Here is a 13,743-nt window from a genome sequence, read left to right as displayed (position 1 = left end):
CAAACGGTCGGAATCGCGCTATACAAAGAATATAATTCGAAGGGGCTTTTATTCATGGACCGTCTAGACCGCAAGATCCTGCGTCTTTTGCAGGAAGATTCGACATTGGCAGTTGCCGATCTCGCCAAGAAGGTCGGTCTTTCGACGACGCCTTGCTGGCGTCGAATCCAGAAAATGGAAGAAGATGGCGTGATCAAGCGCCGCGTCGCCATTCTCGATCCCGAAAAGGTCAACACGAAGGTCACGGTTTTCGTATCGATCCGGACGGCGACGCACTCGATCGAGTGGCTGCGCCGTTTCTCGGAAGTGGTCGCCGAGTTCCCGGAGGTCGTCGAGTTCTACCGCATGAGCGGCGACGTCGACTACCTCCTGCGCGTCGTCGTGCCCGACATTGCCGCCTACGACGCCTTCTACAAGCGGATGATCGCCAAGATCGAAATCCGCGACGTTTCCTCGGCCTTTGCGATGGAGCAGATCAAGTATTCGACACAGCTGCCGCTCGACTACATGCTCCTCGATAACGCCAAGTCGAACGAAGACTGAGCGTTGCGAGGAAGCTTTCTGTGGCGTTGAGTGCGAATTGAAAAGGCATATTTTATTACGCCCCCCGGTCTTGGATTGGTAAAGTGCCAGATCTGCTTGGCGAATGGTTTCGTCGATTGTCTTTGTCGCTGCCTTGTTCGTGGAAATACCTGCACTAGACCTACTGGTCGTGCTCGAGTTTGCGACGGAACACCTTGTGAAATGAAGTTCCTTAGGAACCCAAGTTCTGCCAAGGATTGTTGTTGGTTCTTGTTTGCAAGTATGACCAAAAACGCTTCGCCGCCCCGAATTGCTAAAATCATCGACGATTTGCGGCTGCAACCTGTTTGGGGGCATTAGCCCTTGAGACGAGCGAGTATCTTTTCGCTCGTCAGTTCCCTGACGGCGTCCTTGCCGATCCAGCGGGCGGTCTTGTCGGGGCTGGCAGAGAGCCGTTCGGCCAGTGACAACGCAGGTGCGTGACAATGTCGGTTGCGCTTTCCAATGTTCCTGAGCGCCCAGTTGACGGCCTTGCGCACGAAGTTGCGCGAGTCGCCTGAATGTTTTTCGATGAGCGGCAGCCAGTCCAACAGCGTCTTGTCCGGCTCCTTCTTCAGGTGAACGGCTGCACCTGCTATCATCGCGAACGCCGTCCGGCGCACGAACTCGCGTTCGTCGGCGACGAATTCGTCGACGAGGGGCAGGAGAAGCGCCTCGACGAAGAGGTCGGCAGCGGTATCGACGATCTCCCAGGAATTGAAATCGCTGGACCATCGGCGGGCGTCGTCCGCGGTGATTGTCTTCGGATCGGCCGTGTAGAGCGCAAGCATGCGCGCTTCGCGAATATTGCCAGCCCAAAGATCGAGCGCGCGTGCGTGATCCTTCTTCGCCAGGCGGGCGATCTTCTGCAAATCGGGATTGGAAATGCCCAGCGCCGTTTCGGTGGCAATACCGAAGCGGGCCATGCCGGCGATATTCTCCTGCGAGCGCAGCGTTTGCAGATGCGCGATCAGTTCGGCTGCGCTCGAGGAGGGGCCGATCATTTTTCGAGGCGGGCGAGGAGGGAGGAGGTATCCCAGCGATTGCCGCCCATGGCCTGGACGTCGCCATAGAACTGGTCGACGAGAGCCGTGACGGGGAGCTTGGCGCCGTTGCTTCGGGCTTCGTCGAGGACGATGCCGAGATCCTTGCGCATCCAGTCGATGGCGAAGCCGAAGTCGTATTTGCCTTCGTTCATGGTCTTGTGGCGGTTTTCCATCTGCCATGAGCCTGCGGCACCCTTTGATATGACCTCGATGACCTTCTCGATGTCGAGACCGGCGCGCTTGCCGAAATGGATGCCCTCGGCGAGGCCCTGGACGACGCCTGCGATGCAGATCTGGTTGATCATCTTGGTGAGCTGGCCGGCACCCGGCGCGCCCATCAGGCCGACCATGCGGGCGTAGGCGTCGATGACCGGCTTTGCGGTGTCGTAGGTTGCTTCATCGCCGCCGCACATGACGGTCAGGGCGCCATTTTCCGCACCGGCCTGTCCGCCGGACACCGGCGCGTCAATGAAGCCGACGCCCTTTTGATTGGCGGCGTCGTAGAGTTCGCGTGCGACGTTGGCGCTTGCCGTCGTGTTGTCGATCAGGATCGCGCCTGATTTCATCGTCTGCAGGACGCCGTCCTTGCCCGATGTCACCGAGCGGAGATCGTCGTCGTTGCCGACGCAGGTGAAGACGAAGTCCGCGTCCCTGGCAGCTTCGGCCGGCGTCGGCGCCGACTTGCCGCCGAATTTCTCTGTCCAGGCGGCGGATTTCGCTGCGGTGCGGTTATAGACAGTGACGTCGTGGCCGCCCTTCACCTTGAGATGACCCGCCATGGGAAACCCCATCACGCCGAGACCGATGAATGCGACTTTTGCCATGTTCCTATCCTCTGAATGAATGTCGGGCACGAGGATTAGCGGAAAGAGGGGCGGGCGAAAAGCTGTCGCGTGCGGGTAAGTGTTCCCCGCGTTGGAACAAAATTCCGCGGAAACGAAAAAATCGGGTCAGGAAAATTTCAACGACGGCGAATATCACAAATATAATTGTCGATCTAATTTATGTAATTAATCAGTATTTGGCATCGCAAACGAAGCGGTCGGCCGGGTAAAGCCTGACGGCACGCTGATAAAGGGGATTGCCATGATTTCACGTCGTCAGACATTGGGGCTTTTCGGCGTAGCGGCAGCCACCGCTCTGCTGCCTGCCATCAAGCCCGCCCGCGCAGCCGCGACGGAATTGCGGATCGGCTGGCAGAAAAACGGGGTGCTGGCGCTTGCCAAGCGGCGAGGGGCTCTTGAGAAGCGGCTCGCCGACAAGGGTATCACGGTCAGCTGGTCTGAGTTCACCTCAGGACCGCCGCTGCTCGAGGCGCTTGGCGCAGGCGCGCTCGATTTCGGCGCGACCGGCGACGTTCCGCCGCTGTTTGCGCAGGCAGCCGGGGGTCGCCTCTACTACGTCGGCACCTATCGCGGCAGCCCGGCAGGCTCGGCCATCGTCGTGCGCAAGGACTCCACGATCAAGACGGTGGAAGACCTGAAGGGCAAGAAGGTCGCGTTCAAGCGCGGATCGAGCGCCCATAACGTCACCGTCAAAATACTGCGCAAGGCGGGCCTTGGCATCGCCGATGTCGAGGCTGTCGATCTCTCGCCGCCAGATGCGGCCGCCGCGTTCAAGAACGGCAGCATCGACGCCTGGTCGATCTGGGATCCCTATCTGGCGATTGTCGAAGCCGATCCCGAGACGCGCATTCTCTCCACAGCGGAAGGTATCGTGGACTCCTACAGCTATTTCCTCGCGAATGCCGAGTTTACCGACGCGAACGGGCCCGTGATCGTCGATGTCATCGATGAACTCGCCAAGGTCGGGCGCTCTGCCCAGGGCAAGCTCGACGAAACGATCAAGGAGCTTTCGGAAATCACTGGCGTTCCTGCAGATGTGACGCGCGTATCGCTGACGCGGCCGGGTGCCGACCTCGGTAGCGTATCGACCGTCTCCGACGAGGCGGCTGCCTACCAGCAGGCGCTGGCCAACGAGTTCTTCAGCCTCGGCATCGTGCCCAAGCAGCTGAAAACCGACGATATCGTCTGGCGCCCGAAGGCCAGCTGATAGCGCCCACGCGATCAAGACCGTTTCGCGACCCGCGGCACAGGGACATCCCCGATGCTGCGGGCCGGGAAAAACTATTCTCCGAAATCGAGCAGAATAGAAAATTGATATTGTCGATCTAATTGGTCGTCTATGTCACTATCGCTTCATGAAACGAGCGGCCGGGCGCAAGGGCGGGCAGCCAGCAGGAGAGGGATACGCGATGTTCACCCGTAGACAGACATTCGGCCTGGTTGGCGCAGCGGCAGCGACGGTGATCGTGCCGCAGGTACGGTCAGCACGCGCTGCCGAGACCACGTTGCGCATCGGCTGGCAGAAGTTCGGCGTGCTGGCGCTGGCAAGGCGTACGGGTGCGCTGGAGAAGCGGCTGGAAGCCAAGGACGTCAGCGTCGAGTGGAACGAATTCGCCTCCGGTCCGCCACTGCTCGAGGCCGTCGGCGCCGATGCGCTCGACTTCGGGGTAACCGGCGACGTGCCGCCGCTTTTTGCCCAGGCTGCGGGCGGCAACCTGCTTTACGTCGGTGCCTATCGCGGGCCGGCGGCTTTTCACGGGCTGCTCGTCCTGAAAGATTCGCCAATCCAGACGATCGAAGATCTGAAGGGCAAGAAGCTTGCCTACAAGCGAGGTTCCAGCGCTCATAACTTTGCGCTGAAGGTGCTGGCCAAGGCCGGGCTCACGCTATCCGACATCACGGAAGTCGACCTGCCGCCGCCGGATGCCGCGGCGGCCTTCAAGAATGGCGCGATCGATGCGTGGGCGATCTGGGATCCGTTCTTCGCCGTTGCCGAGGCTGATCCGCGGGCGCGCGTCGTGACAACGTCCGAAGGCTTGCTGGACAACTGGGGCTACTTCCTTGGAAACGGCACGTTCACTGCCGCGCATCCCGAGATCATCGCCGATGTCATTGACGAGCTGTCGAAGGTCGGCGCTGCCGCGCAGGCGGATCTCGACGGGACCGTTAAGTCACTCTCCGAAATCACCGGCGTTCCCGCCGAGATCACCCGGGTGACGCTGACCCGCAGCCAGGCTGATCTTGGAAAGGTGTCGCTCTTCCCGGACGCGGCACTTACCTACCAGCAGGCGTTGGCAGACGATTTCCACAAGCTCGGCGTCGTGCCGAAGCAGCTCAAAGTCAGTGACATCGTCTGGCATCCCAGAGCGAGCTGAACCCATTTTCCAGACAACGAGGATCATTTCCCATGACAGCCCAACACGATCCGATCAACTTCCTCTGGTTCATCCCGACTTCGGGCGACGGCGCCTATCTCGGGTCCAACGAGCTGAACCGCGCTCCTGAGATCGGCTACCTCACGCAGATCGCGCAGGCCGCCGATCGCCTCGGCTACTCCGGGGTCCTGTTGCCGACTGGCGTTGCCTGCGAGGAATCCTTCGTGACGGCAGCTGCCCTTGCCGCCAAGACCGAGAAGCTGCAGTTTCTCGTCGCCATTCGTCCGGGCACGGCATCGCCTGCCTACTATGCCCGTCTCACGACAACGCTCGACCGTATCTCAAACGGACGCCTGCTGCTCAACATCGTTGTCGGCGGCAGCCCGGGCGAGCTTGCCGGCGACGGCATTCATCTGGCGCACGATGAGCGCTACGCCCATGCAGACGAATTCTTCACGGTCTTCGAAGAGCTGCTCGAAAAGGGCGTCGCCAGCTATGACGGCAAATACATCAAGGCGACCAACGCGCGTCTCGGCTTCCCCTCCGTGCAGAACCCGCGTCCACCGCTTTATTTCGGCGGTTCCTCCGACGCCGGTATCGATTTTTCCGTGGGCCGCGTCGACAAGTACCTGACCTGGGGCGAGCCGCCCGCGCAGGTGGCCGAGAAGGTCGAGAAGGTGCGTGCCGCCGCCGCCAAGAAGGGCCGCGAGGTCAGCTTCGGCATTCGGCTGCATTTCATCGTTCGCGAGACGGATGAGGAGGCCTGGGAGGCCGCTGACCGCCTGATCTCGAAGCTCGATGACGAGACGATCCGCGAAGCGCAGGAACGCTTCGTTGCCGAGTCCGACTCCGTCGGCCAGAAGCGGATGGCGGCCCTTCATGGCGGTCGTCGCGACAATCTCGAAGTCTCGCCGAACCTCTGGGCCGGCGTCGGTCTGGTGCGTGCCGGTGCCGGTACTGCTCTCGTCGGTTCGCCAAAGACGGTCGCCGCGCGTCTGCGCGAATATCAGGACGTCGGAATAGATACGGTGATCGGCTCGGGCTATCCGCATCTGGAAGAAGCCTATCGCGTTGCCGAACTGCTCTTCCCCGAACTGGGCATCACCCGCGACGAACAGCGCCATGGCTTCCAGAGCGACTTCGGCAAGCGACAGGTCTTCGGCGGCGGTAGCCACGGCGGCAACCTGAAAGTGGTTTCCGGTTCCTGATCTTCCCTTCCTGCGCCGTCCGCCGATTGCGAGCGGCGCAACGATTGAATTCACGCACAGGTTTGGTGTGAGGTCGCTGGTTACCCGCGGCAGTACGCAAAAGCGAGGGAAATCTTCATGTCGACATTCGATACGCCGATCGGCAGGGCGCTCACCGAACGCACAGAGGGTAGGGCGGGGGGTAGGGCGGGTTTCGCCATTTCGTTGCCGGGCCGCGCCACCCTGCTGCCCTACGTTGTGCCGGTGGCGATCATCGCCGTGTGGCAGCTTGCGTCATCCGCCGGCTGGATCTCCTCGCGCATCATGCCGTCGCCGGCCGACGTCGCCGTTGCCTTCTGGGAGACAACCGTTACCGGTCAGCTGCCGCATGACATCCTGGTCAGTGCCGCGCGCGCCTTTGCAGGGCTACTCGTCGGCGGCGCGATTGGTTTTCTGCTGGGGATTGCCAACGGCGTCTCGAAGGTATCGGAGCAACTGACGGATACGACGCTGCAGATGCTGCGCACCATCCCGCATCTCGCCATGATCCCGCTGGTGATCCTGTGGTTCGGTATCGGCGAGGAATCGAAGCTGTTTCTCACCTCGCTCGGTGTGCTCTTTCCTGTGTATCTCAACACCTATCATGGCGTACGCAACGTCGACCGCGACCTGATCGAAATGGGCCGCGTCTACGGGATGGGCAGCTGGACTCTGTTCCGGAAAGTGATTTTTCCCGGCGCGTTGCCGTCGATCTTCGTAGGGCTTCGCTATGCACTCGGCATCATGTGGCTGACGTTGATCGTCTCGGAATCGATCGCCGCCTCGTCGGGTATCGGCCACATGGCCAACAATGCGCGCGAGTTCATGATGACGGATGTCGTGGTGCTGGCACTGGTGATCTACGCCGTGCTCGGCAAGCTCGCCGACGTCGTCGCCCGCGCCCTCGAGCGACGGGCGCTCAAATGGAACCCGGTTTACCAGAAATAGGAGAGACGCCATGACCCTCATTGCGCATGAGCGTTTTCAAGGCGCTGCGGTCGAGCCGGAATACGAAATCGATCACGCGGCTCCTGCCGGGGCCGGTGCTGCGGCGATCACGCTGAAGGGCCTCGAAAAGAGCTTCGGCGGCAACCGCGTGCTGCGCGGCATCAACCTGCATATCCCGGCCGGACAGTTCGTGGCCGTGATCGGCAAGAGCGGCTGCGGCAAGAGCACGCTGCTGCGGATCCTCATGGGGCTTGACGAGCCAACCGCAGGCGAGCTGCATTTCGAGAATGCCGACGGAGCGGATGCCGAGGCCAACGCCCGCATCGTCTTCCAAGAGCCGCGTCTGCTACCCTGGCTGAGCGTTGTCGACAACGTGGTGGTCGGGCTCGGCGACAAGATCGACAAGCGGCTGGCACGAAGGGAGGCCGAGGCGGTGCTTGCAGAGGTGCAGCTTGCGGAGAAGGCCAAGGAGTGGCCAGCACGTCTTTCCGGTGGTCAGCGGCAACGCGTGGCGCTTGCGCGTGCGCTGGTTAGCAAGCCGGGCGTCCTGGCGCTCGACGAACCGCTCGGAGCGCTCGACGCCCTGACCCGGATCAGCATGCAGGAACTCTTGAACCGCGTCTGGCGTGAGCTTGGTTTCACTGCGGTGCTGGTGACGCATGATGTCAGCGAGGCGGTGCATCTCGCCGATCGCGTGATCGTGCTGGACGAAGGGCGTGTCGCGCTTGATCTGGCGATCCCGTACCCACATCCTCGCCGCCACGGCAATCCGGCGCTTGCCGAACTGGAAGGCAGGCTGCTTGCCGCCATTCTGGGGACGGACGGCGGCCACTGAGAAGGCCGCTGCGCATCGCCTCAGTGAACGACGCCTGTCTCGCCTTCGACGAACGCCTGAATTCGATCGATGAGGATTTCGGTTCCCTGCAGGCGTGAACCGTTGTCAGCATAGCCGTCGAGGAACACGACCTGTTCGGTGAAGAGCATCTTCGTGCCGGTGGCCGTCGCCTCGAAAGTCACCGTTGCAAGGGACGCCGAAATACAGGTGTCGCCAAGTTTCATGTCATAGGCGTAGATGATGCGCGCGCTTGCGACTATGTCGATATAGCGGGCCTCGTAAGCATGGAGGACGCCATCGGTGTCGCTGACGTGGTTTCGCTCGGCTCCGCCGACGCGGAAGTCGAGGCTATACTCCAACGGCACCCATTCGTCGTGGCAGGCGAACCATTGGCGTTTGGCTTCGGAACTGGCCCAGGCTGCGAAAACGCGCGATGCGGACGCCTTCAGGTGGCGCTCTATCGTCAGCGTGGCGTGTTCGGCCGACGGATTCTTCATGGCGTTCTCCTAGTCTGGTTGTTCGTCTGCCAGAAACCGGTCCAACCGGTCGAAGGTGCTGTTCCAACTCGCCTTGCGCTCGGCCAGCCAGCGCTCGATGTTTGCCAGGGCTTCCTGCTGCAAGCGGTAGGTTCGCACGCGGCCGGTCTTGACGGAGCGTACCAGGCCGCTTTCCTCCAACACCCCAAGATGCTTCATAACCGTGGGCAGGGCCATGGATAGGGGCTCTGCCAGCTCTGACACGGACGCGGGGCCCTGGCCGAGGCGATCGATCATGCCCCGGCGACTGCGATCGGCGAGCGCGTGGAACATGCGGTCAAGGCTGGCTGGCTCCTGCATCATTCGGCGGCGTCGTCCGGCCGGAAGCGGGCGGGCAGGTTTTCACGATAAGGGTAGAATTTGAAATAGGGCGTGGCTTCCTGCAGGACCCTTGCAAAGGATGCGCGCTCCAGCAGCAGTCGGTGATAGGCTTTCAGTCTCGGTTGATCGTCTGCGAACGGCACGAGTGTCTCGGCATAGAAAAGGGCGGGCGCGGCAGCGCAATCGGCAAGGGTGAAGCTGCTGCCGGTGATCCATGCGCGTCCGTCGAGGTGCCGTTCGATCATCTCGTAGGCTTTCAGGAGCGCTCTCCTGGCGTCGTCTGCGCGGCTCTCATCGCCGTTCGGGCGCAGGCGCTCGCTGATGATCTGCTGCATCGGCTCCTGAACGTAGAGATCGAAGAACCGGTCCCAGAGCCGGACCTCCAGCGCCTGATCGAATTCTTCCGGCACAAGGCGCACGGGGCCAGGGTAGTATCGGTCCAGGTATTCCACGATGATCGATGTTTCCGGGATCGTGCGATCGCGCGCTTCATCACGCAGCGCGGGCATCTTGCCGAGCGGCGAGAGGCGCAGGAAGGCCGCTCTCGAGGCCTCGTCACCGAGATCGACAAGTACTGCCTCGAACGGCGTACCGTTTTCGTAGAGCGCGATAAGGACCTTGTGACAGAAGGAAGCAAGCGGATGCTGATGAAGAACGAGCGTCATGCCATCACCTTTGGTGTCGTGGAAAACTTACCTGTGTGGCTAAGTATCAAGTTTCAGGCTCGCGGGCAACTGAATAGTTGTCCGATTGGCTAAGTTATTGTCCGATGACGCATGCCTGCGGCTGGGCGCGTATCGGCGTGTCAGTTGTCCAGGCGCTTGGAGCGTTCGCATCTCGGACATTTCCTGCCGGACGCGTGGACGGACGCGCAAGAAGGCATGCATGCTTTCTTGCGGAATGCTATCCGCTCAGGCCAGCCGCGCGATCACGAGATGGCCGGGAGTCGGCCGACCGTCTTCCATGCGCACGTTGATGTCGGTGATCTCGATCAGTTCAAAACCGGTCGACGTCAGACGTTCGCGGACATAGGATTCGGCGTGGGCGAAGCGCTGGTGCGGGCCAACCATGTAGCTGCGGCCTTCGAAGGTGACACCGGGCAGGGTCTCGGAGGAGAAAATGAACAGCCCCCCTTGCATCAAGTTCTCTGCAGCGCCGAAGAAGAGCGGCTCGAGCGCGCCGAGATAGGGCAGCACGTCGGTCGCGGTGATGAGGTCAAAGGGCTCTTCGTCGTTGTCTTCCAGAAAGTCTTCCGCTTCGGCGACGAACAGCGTCTCGTAGAGGTCCTTCTCGTGGGCGATCTCGACCATGTTTTCCGAAAGGTCGATACCGGTCATGTCCTCGCACAGATCGCGCAGCGTGCCGCCGGTCAGCCCTGTGCCGCAGCCGAGATCCAGCATGCGCTTGAAGGGGCCGAGCTTCAGTTCCTGCAGGCGCTGGCGGACCAGCATGGGAACGTGGTAACCGAGCTGTTCGACGAGAACATCCTCAAAGACCTCGGCATGCTGATCGAACAGCGTCTCGACATAGGCATCCGGCGCCTTGGCCGGCGTTTCGCCGCGGCCCATGGCGGCGATGCGGACGGCTGCGCCGCCGTGATCGTCTGGATCGATGGCGAGGACCTCCTCATAGGCTTTCACGGCCGCATCGACGTCGCCGGCTTTTTCCAGCGCCAGCGCCCGGTTATAGGCTTCCGCGAGTGCGTCTTCGTCGATCTTCTTGGCCATAGCAATTCACCACCGTTCTATCTCTTGCGCAGCGTCTACGGCGACCGGCTGTCTTTTGCAATGGCTGCCTTCACATCGCGGCAGTCTCAAAGGCGCGCCCGTTTGCGAGCCGGAGGACGTTGAATTCGCCCGCGGCTAGGCACATGTCCGATGGGGCTGCGGCCGGGCGCTAGTTAATAATGAACTCGCCCTTCAGCGCGCGCCATTCGGTCGCCGAGATCAGCTTGCGATGAATGTAGCGCACCGAATGCAGTGGCCCGTCCAGTTTCTCCTGCCAGAACTTCAAAAAGCCGCGCATCTCCGGAAAATCCGGGGCGAGGTCGTAGTCCTGCCATATATAGGTCTGGAGGATCGCCTTGTGATCCGGCATGCGGTAGATGATCTGGGCTGTGGTCAGGCCGTAGCCCTGAAGCTGTCTTTCCATATCCTTGTGCATCGTCGTCTCGCTTCTCGTTCCCACCTGGCGCTGATTAGCGCCCAGTGAAATGGAACCATGACATGGTTAACCGAAGCTTGAGAAAAAGCCAGTAAAAGGAATGTTTGTTTGTATTTTCAATGCGTTAGCAGTACTCTTCGGGGAGTGCTGCTAACACTTCATCGTTTCAGATGGCGTGTCAGCCGGCGCTCGATCCAGCCCCAGAGGTGACGCAGCGCCTCGACCATGCTGAGATAGAAGATTGCCGCCCACAGATAGGTCTGGTAGTCGAAAGTGCGCGAGAAGGCATAGCGCGTCTCGCCCATCAGGTCGAGCACGGTGATGATGGCGACGACAGCCGATCCCTTGATGAGCAGGATGATCTCGTTGCCATAAGGGCGCAGTGCCACGATGAGCGCCTGCGGCAGGATGATCTTGCCGAAAGCCACGGCCTTGTGAATGCCGAGCGATGCCGCCGCCTCATGCTGGCCGCGCGGTACGCTCTCGATTGCGCCGCGCAGGATCTCTGCCTGATAGGCGGCAGTGTTGATGGTCATCGCAAACAGGCCGCAGTACCACGCATCGCGGAAGAACCACCAGAGACCGACGGACTCAAGCTGCGGCCGGAACTGGCCGAGGCCGTAGTAGATCAGGAACAGCTGTGCGAGCAGCGGCGTGCCGCGGAACACATAGACATAGCAGTAGGCCAGCCCATTGATGAGCTTGTTGGGCGACATTCGCGCGAAGGCTAGCGGCAGCGAGAGAATGGCGCCGCAGATCACCGATATCACCACCAGGGTGATCGTTGTGAGGAGGCCATGGATATAGCGCGGGCCGTAGCGGGTAAACTTTTCGGGATCCCAGCCTGTGATCACCATTGCGACCAGCACGGCTGCGAGAACGATCCAAAGGCCGACGACGACATAACCGGTGACGCGCGCACCCGTGATGCGCTTGCTCGCTTCCTTGGGTGCCGGCTGCGGCGGGATCAGGACTTGGGCGTAACTCATCGGCGGACCTCCGAGCGCTTGGCCCAGCGCTCGATATAGCTGAGGCCGATGGAGGAAATGACGGCGAGCCCAAGATAGATCGCGCAGGCGAGGGCGTAGAACAAAAACGCCTGCTTGGTGACCTTCACCGCGACGCCGGTCTGACGCAATATATCAGCAAGCCCGATGATCGACACATAGGACGTATCCTTGAGCAGGATCATCCAGAGATTGACGAGGCCGGGGAGCGCGATGCGCACGAGCTGCGGCAGGACGATAAGCATCATAGTGCGCCCGCGGTGAAGGCCAAGGGCATCGCCCGCTTCGTATTGACCCTTGGGAATGGCGCGGAAAGCCGACAGCAAGACTTCGGAGCAATAGGAGGAAAAGACCACGGACAAGGCGATCACGCCGGCAAAGAAGGCGTTTATCTCGACGCGCCCGTCATAGCCGAAGGATGCCAGCACCGATTGGATGAGGATCTGCATGCCGTAGTAGATGATGAACAGCGTCAGCAGTTCCGGCAGGCCTCGAAAGATCGTCGTGTAGATGCCGGCGGCGAGGCGGACCGATTTCTCCTCAGACTGCTGGCCGAGAGCAACCGCGAAGCCGATGATGAGGCCGATCGGCAGCGTCACGAGTGCGACAGCGATGGTGACCTTCAGGCCGGCGGCAATCTCGTCGCCCCAGCCGGTATCTCCGCAGGCAAGGATCGTCGCCGAACCGAACCAGGTGAAAAGCCCCGCGGGTCCGCATAGCGGATCAAACACATGTCCAATCCAGGCCCATAACGAACCCAGCGCGGAAAATAATCCGCTCATGCCACTTTTCCCCTCGCGGCTTTTGCCGCTTTGCTCTTGCCATCTTTGTCAAACAAAAATGGCGGAAGGGCAAGCCTTCCGCCATCACCTTTGTCAGCGGCGTACAGAATTTATCATTCGCCGTAGACGTTGAAGTCGAAGTACTTGTCCTGGATCTTCTTGTAGGTGCCGTCGGCGCGGATCGCAGCGATTGCCGTGTTCAGCTTCTCGCGCAGCGGATCGCCCTGACGGACGGCAATGCCGGCGCCAACGCCGTTGATTTCCTTGTCGACGGGGAGCGTCGTCAGGATCTTGCAGYATGCGCCGGCGTCCGACTTGACCCACTGCGACAGCACCACGACGTCATCGATGACTGCATCGACGCGACCGTTGGCGATATCGAGCTTGTACTCGTCGGCGGTCGGGTAGAGCTTCAGCTCGGTGTCGGGGAGATGCTTTTCAGCATAGTTCGAGTGAGTCGTGGAGGTCTGCGCGCCGATCGTCTTGCCCTTGAGGCCTGCAACGTCGGTGACGGTCGAATCCTTCGGCACGGCGACTGCCGGCGGGGTGTTGTAGTACTTGTTGGTGAAGTCGACGAGCTTGGAGCGCTCCGGCGTGATCGACATGGACGAAATGATCATGTCGAACTTCTTGGCCTGCAGGGCAGGGATGATACCGTCCCAGTCACTGCTGACGATGGTGCATTCGGCTTTCATCTCGGCGCAGAGTGCGCGGGCGATATCCATATCGAAGCCGAGGAACTGGCCGCTGGCGTCGACATACTCGAAGGGCGGGTAAGTCGAGTCGGTGCCGATGACATACTTCTCGCCATCAGCCATTGCCGAGCCGGCGAATAGTGACATCGCGGCGATCGAGGCGGCGGCGAGAAAACGGGTGGAGATGCGCATGATAGTCCTCTCTGTTGGTGACCGCCGGCCATCTTCTTATTTTGCGGCGGCGGCCCGGATGGGGCGCTGCCTGGCAACGCCTTGCCATAATAATCAAACTCTTTCTGCTAAAATTGCAACTGGAATCGCAGCGCTCTTGTGCGCTGCAAACAACGACGCCGATGAACATTGGCAAACCGCCACATTCATACCGGGTTAATGCGGCAGTTCA

16 protein-coding genes are annotated in these 13,743 nt (G+C 60.9%); 6 read left to right on the top strand and 10 right to left on the bottom strand.

Annotated features, from left to right (window positions below; genetic code table 11):
* Positions 1-54 precede the first annotated feature (54 nt).
* The gene (locus AC1DMK_RS03365) at positions 55-543 is read left to right on the top strand and encodes an Lrp/AsnC family transcriptional regulator (RefSeq protein WP_007629545.1); all 489 of its coding nucleotides are present in this window, start codon (positions 55-57) and stop codon (positions 541-543) included.
* A 335-nt stretch (positions 544-878) separates the two neighbouring features.
* Here AC1DMK_RS03365 and AC1DMK_RS03360 read toward each other — a convergent pair whose 3' ends face one another.
* Positions 879-1,565 carry a DNA alkylation repair protein gene (locus AC1DMK_RS03360; RefSeq protein ID WP_477857109.1) on the bottom strand — a complete coding sequence of 229 codons (687 nt, stop codon included), beginning with the start codon at positions 1,563-1,565 and terminating at the stop codon, positions 879-881.
* Positions 1,562-2,431 (bottom strand): NAD(P)-dependent oxidoreductase, encoded by an 870-nt coding sequence (locus AC1DMK_RS03355; protein WP_477857107.1) that lies wholly within the window; start codon positions 2,429-2,431, stop codon positions 1,562-1,564. The genes AC1DMK_RS03360 and AC1DMK_RS03355 overlap by 4 nt, the downstream gene beginning before the upstream one ends.
* Before the next feature lie 262 nt (positions 2,432-2,693).
* Between AC1DMK_RS03355 and AC1DMK_RS03350 the strand changes: the two genes are divergently transcribed.
* The 5 genes from AC1DMK_RS03350 (at position 2,694) to AC1DMK_RS03330 (ending at position 7,836) form a co-directional block, all read left to right on the top strand.
* Positions 2,694-3,659: an aliphatic sulfonate ABC transporter substrate-binding protein gene (locus AC1DMK_RS03350; protein WP_037061372.1), complete on the top strand. Its 966-nt coding sequence runs from the start codon at positions 2,694-2,696 to the stop codon at positions 3,657-3,659.
* 202 nt (positions 3,660-3,861) lie between these two features.
* Positions 3,862-4,827 (top strand): aliphatic sulfonate ABC transporter substrate-binding protein, encoded by a 966-nt coding sequence (locus AC1DMK_RS03345; protein ID WP_477857105.1) that lies wholly within the window; start codon positions 3,862-3,864, stop codon positions 4,825-4,827.
* A gap of 32 nt (positions 4,828-4,859) precedes the next feature.
* Positions 4,860-6,035 (top strand): FMNH2-dependent alkanesulfonate monooxygenase, encoded by a 1,176-nt coding sequence (gene ssuD / locus AC1DMK_RS03340; RefSeq protein ID WP_477857103.1) that lies wholly within the window; start codon positions 4,860-4,862, stop codon positions 6,033-6,035.
* A gap of 117 nt (positions 6,036-6,152) precedes the next feature.
* A complete protein-coding gene (gene ssuC, locus AC1DMK_RS03335) occupies positions 6,153-7,001 on the top strand; it encodes an aliphatic sulfonate ABC transporter permease SsuC (RefSeq protein WP_037061193.1) in 849 nt (282 codons plus the stop codon).
* A 10-nt stretch (positions 7,002-7,011) separates the two neighbouring features.
* Positions 7,012-7,836, top strand: a complete 825-nt coding sequence (locus AC1DMK_RS03330; protein ID WP_477857101.1) for an ATP-binding cassette domain-containing protein — start codon at positions 7,012-7,014, stop codon at positions 7,834-7,836.
* A 20-nt stretch (positions 7,837-7,856) separates the two neighbouring features.
* Here AC1DMK_RS03330 and AC1DMK_RS03325 read toward each other — a convergent pair whose 3' ends face one another.
* The 8 genes from AC1DMK_RS03325 to AC1DMK_RS03290 all read right to left on the bottom strand — a co-directional run bounded on the left by AC1DMK_RS03325 (position 7,857) and on the right by AC1DMK_RS03290 (position 13,532).
* Positions 7,857-8,333, bottom strand: a complete 477-nt coding sequence (locus AC1DMK_RS03325) for an SRPBCC family protein (RefSeq protein ID WP_037061196.1) — start codon at positions 8,331-8,333, stop codon at positions 7,857-7,859.
* A 9-nt stretch (positions 8,334-8,342) separates the two neighbouring features.
* Positions 8,343-8,675: a metalloregulator ArsR/SmtB family transcription factor gene (locus tag AC1DMK_RS03320; RefSeq protein ID WP_037061197.1), complete on the bottom strand. Its 333-nt coding sequence runs from the start codon at positions 8,673-8,675 to the stop codon at positions 8,343-8,345.
* A complete protein-coding gene (locus tag AC1DMK_RS03315; RefSeq protein WP_477857099.1) occupies positions 8,672-9,358 on the bottom strand; it encodes a glutathione S-transferase family protein in 687 nt (228 codons plus the stop codon). Before AC1DMK_RS03315 ends, AC1DMK_RS03320 begins: the two co-directional genes overlap by 4 nt.
* Before the next feature lie 246 nt (positions 9,359-9,604).
* Positions 9,605-10,420, bottom strand: a complete 816-nt coding sequence (locus tag AC1DMK_RS03310; RefSeq protein WP_037061201.1) for a class I SAM-dependent DNA methyltransferase — start codon at positions 10,418-10,420, stop codon at positions 9,605-9,607.
* 169 nt (positions 10,421-10,589) lie between these two features.
* Entirely contained in the window at positions 10,590-10,856 is a 267-nt protein-coding gene (locus tag AC1DMK_RS03305; protein ID WP_037061204.1) for an usg protein, read from the bottom strand.
* A gap of 158 nt (positions 10,857-11,014) precedes the next feature.
* On the bottom strand, positions 11,015-11,845 hold the full coding sequence (locus AC1DMK_RS03300; protein WP_037061206.1) for an ABC transporter permease: 831 nt from the start codon (positions 11,843-11,845) through the stop codon (positions 11,015-11,017).
* Entirely contained in the window at positions 11,842-12,645 is an 804-nt protein-coding gene (locus tag AC1DMK_RS03295; RefSeq protein WP_037061207.1) for an ABC transporter permease, read from the bottom strand. The genes AC1DMK_RS03300 and AC1DMK_RS03295 overlap by 4 nt, the downstream gene beginning before the upstream one ends.
* A gap of 113 nt (positions 12,646-12,758) precedes the next feature.
* Positions 12,759-13,532, bottom strand: coding sequence for a transporter substrate-binding domain-containing protein (locus AC1DMK_RS03290; RefSeq protein ID WP_477857096.1), 774 nt, complete (start codon positions 13,530-13,532; stop codon positions 12,759-12,761).
* Positions 13,533-13,743: the final 211 nt, after the last annotated feature.

The sequence above is a fragment of the Rhizobium sp. 05L419 genome, assembly GCF_056397845.1.
This window is presented reverse-complemented; position numbering and strand designations above follow the sequence as displayed.

Excerpts from the sequence above, each read along its gene's own strand:
- AC1DMK_RS03365 (WP_007629545.1), top strand. The coding sequence starts at position 55 with ATGGACCGTCTAGACCGCAAGATCCTGCGTCTTTTGCAGGAAGATTCG.
- AC1DMK_RS03360 (WP_477857109.1), bottom strand. The coding sequence starts at position 1,565 with ATGATCGGCCCCTCCTCGAGCGCAGCCGAACTGATCGCGCATCTGCAA.
- AC1DMK_RS03355 (WP_477857107.1), bottom strand. The coding sequence starts at position 2,431 with ATGGCAAAAGTCGCATTCATCGGTCTCGGCGTGATGGGGTTTCCCATG.
- AC1DMK_RS03350 (WP_037061372.1), top strand. The coding sequence starts at position 2,694 with ATGATTTCACGTCGTCAGACATTGGGGCTTTTCGGCGTAGCGGCAGCC.
- AC1DMK_RS03345 (WP_477857105.1), top strand. The coding sequence starts at position 3,862 with ATGTTCACCCGTAGACAGACATTCGGCCTGGTTGGCGCAGCGGCAGCG.
- ssuD (WP_477857103.1), top strand. The coding sequence starts at position 4,860 with ATGACAGCCCAACACGATCCGATCAACTTCCTCTGGTTCATCCCGACT.
- ssuC (WP_037061193.1), top strand. The coding sequence starts at position 6,153 with ATGTCGACATTCGATACGCCGATCGGCAGGGCGCTCACCGAACGCACA.
- AC1DMK_RS03330 (WP_477857101.1), top strand. The coding sequence starts at position 7,012 with ATGACCCTCATTGCGCATGAGCGTTTTCAAGGCGCTGCGGTCGAGCCG.
- AC1DMK_RS03325 (WP_037061196.1), bottom strand. The coding sequence starts at position 8,333 with ATGAAGAATCCGTCGGCCGAACACGCCACGCTGACGATAGAGCGCCAC.
- AC1DMK_RS03320 (WP_037061197.1), bottom strand. The coding sequence starts at position 8,675 with ATGATGCAGGAGCCAGCCAGCCTTGACCGCATGTTCCACGCGCTCGCC.
- AC1DMK_RS03315 (WP_477857099.1), bottom strand. The coding sequence starts at position 9,358 with ATGACGCTCGTTCTTCATCAGCATCCGCTTGCTTCCTTCTGTCACAAG.
- AC1DMK_RS03310 (WP_037061201.1), bottom strand. The coding sequence starts at position 10,420 with ATGGCCAAGAAGATCGACGAAGACGCACTCGCGGAAGCCTATAACCGG.
- AC1DMK_RS03305 (WP_037061204.1), bottom strand. The coding sequence starts at position 10,856 with ATGCACAAGGATATGGAAAGACAGCTTCAGGGCTACGGCCTGACCACA.
- AC1DMK_RS03300 (WP_037061206.1), bottom strand. The coding sequence starts at position 11,845 with ATGAGTTACGCCCAAGTCCTGATCCCGCCGCAGCCGGCACCCAAGGAA.
- AC1DMK_RS03295 (WP_037061207.1), bottom strand. The coding sequence starts at position 12,645 with ATGAGCGGATTATTTTCCGCGCTGGGTTCGTTATGGGCCTGGATTGGA.